Origin of the sequence: Azospirillum agricola (assembly GCF_017876095.1) — a bacterium.
Classification (GTDB): Bacteria; Pseudomonadota; Alphaproteobacteria; order Azospirillales; family Azospirillaceae; genus Azospirillum; species Azospirillum agricola.
The window spans coordinates 1-1,893 of sequence record NZ_JAGINM010000067.1 but is presented as its reverse complement, the minus strand read 5'-3'; the positions used below and the strand labels follow the sequence as shown (position 1 = coordinate 1,893).

The 1,893-nt window shown below is 68.5% G+C and carries 2 protein-coding genes; both read left to right on the top strand.

Going from position 1 to position 1,893, the window contains the following annotated elements; genetic code table 11:
- Window positions 1-116: 116 nt before the first annotated feature.
- Complete coding sequence (istA, locus tag J2847_RS33810) at window positions 117-1,637, top strand: IS21 family transposase (RefSeq protein WP_209783103.1); 1,521 nt, start codon at window positions 117-119, stop codon at window positions 1,635-1,637.
- On the top strand, window positions 1,624-1,893 hold a 270-nt coding region (locus J2847_RS33805; protein WP_233474984.1), incomplete at its 3' end, for an ATP-binding protein. The genes istA and J2847_RS33805, both read left to right, overlap by 14 nt.

Here is a 1,893-nt window from a genome sequence, read left to right as displayed (position 1 = left end):
TGTGCATCGGCTTGCAACACTGGGCCAGTTTCAGGGGTGATCGGCGTCCAATAACCAGCCACCTCTGATCTGGCAGACTACCACCCTGGGTTTGGACGACAGGGTGGCGGACAGGGATGTTGACGGTGGAGACGATCGCACGGATACGACGCGAGCACGCGAAGGGGAAAAGCATCCGGGCCATTGCCCGGTCGCTGAAGGTGTCGCGGGAGACGGTGACGAAATACCTGCGCTCGGGCGAGACGGCGCCGCGCTACGAGCGCCAGCACCAGCCGCTCCCGAAGCTGGCCGGGTTCCAGGAAGAACTGGACCGGCTGATCATCGAGAATGAACGCCAACCGGTGCGTGACCGGCTCGACTACCTGGGGATCTTCGGGCGGCTGAAGGGCGCCGGGTTCCAGGGCGGGTACGACGCGGTGCGGCGCTACATCAAGCGCTTCAAGCAGCGCCAGCCGCCGAGTGGGCCGGTGAACGCCTACGTTCCGCTCACCTTTGCCCCGGCCGAGGCGTACCAGTTCGACTGGGCGGAAGAGTGGATCATCCTGGACGGCGTGACGACCAAGGTGCAGGTAGCCCATGCCCGCCTGTGCCACAGCCGCATGCCGTTCGTGGCGGTCTATCCGCGCCAGACGCAGGAGATGGTGTTCGACGCCCACGCCCGTGCCGCGGCCTTCTACGGCGGCCTGTGCGAGCGCGGCATCTACGACAATATGAAGACGGCGGTGGACGCCGTGTTCGTCGGCAAGGAGCGCCGCTTCAACCGCCGCTTCGCCCAGATGTGCTCGCATTACCTGGTCGAGCCGGTGGCCTGCACCCCGGCGTCGGGCTGGGAGAAGGGGCAGGTCGAGAACCAGGTCGGCACCTTGCGCCAGCGGCTGTTCACGCCGCGCCTGCGTGCCAAGACGCTGGAGGAGGTGAACGAACGCCTGCACGACGAGGTGATCGCCTGGGCCCAACAGACGCCGCATCCCGAGGATAAGAGCCGGACGGTGTGGGAGGTGTTTCAGGCGGAGCGGCCGGCGCTGCTCACCGTGAGCGAGCCCTTCGACGGCTTCCACGAGACCACGCTCAGCGCCTCGAAGACCTGCCTGATCCATTTCGATCGCAACCGCTACAGCGTGGCCGCGGCGGCGGCCGGCAAGCCGGTGCAGGTCCGCGCCTACGCGACGCGGATCGTGGTGTGGTTCAACGGCGCGATCGTCGCCGAGCACCCGCGGGCCTTCGGGCACGGCCACACGCGCTACAATCCGCTGCACTACCTGCCGGTCCTCGCCCGCAAACCGGGGGCGTTGCGCAACGGGGCGCCGTTCCGCGACTGGGAACTGCCGCCGGCCCTGGCGACGGTGCGGACCCGCCTGGGCCGCGGCGACAACGCCGACCGGCAGTTCGTTGGCGTTCTCGCCGCCATCCTCACCGATGGCCTTGACGCAGTGGAGGTCGCCTGCCGCGAGGCACTGGCGAGCGGTACGCACAGCCGGGACGTGATCCTGAACATCCTCGCCCGGCGCCACGACGTCACACCGGCACCGGCCATGGCGGTGCCGACGGCGTTGACGCTATCCATCGAGCCGGCTGCCGACTGCGGGCGCTACGACCGCCTGCGCGCGGTGCGGGAGGGCTGCCATGGAACGGCATGAGCTGATGGCGCTGATGGCCGAGCTCAGCTTGGCCGGCATGCGTGCCTCCTACGACGAGGTGATGAGCGATGGGCTGAAGCGGCAGCGCACCGTCCAGCAGATCCTGGGCGACCTGCTGGCGGCGGAGCGGGCGGAGAAGCAGGCGCGCTCGATCCGCTATCAGCTCGGCGCCGCCAAGCTGCCCTTGGCCAAGACCTTGGCGGAGTTCGATTTCCGCGCCAGTCCGATCAACGAGGGCTTGGTGCGCGACCTGCAC

Coding starts and splice junctions, on each gene's coding strand:
- istA (WP_209783103.1), top strand. CDS start 117: ATGTTGACGGTGGAGACGATCGCACGGATACGACGCGAGCACGCGAAG.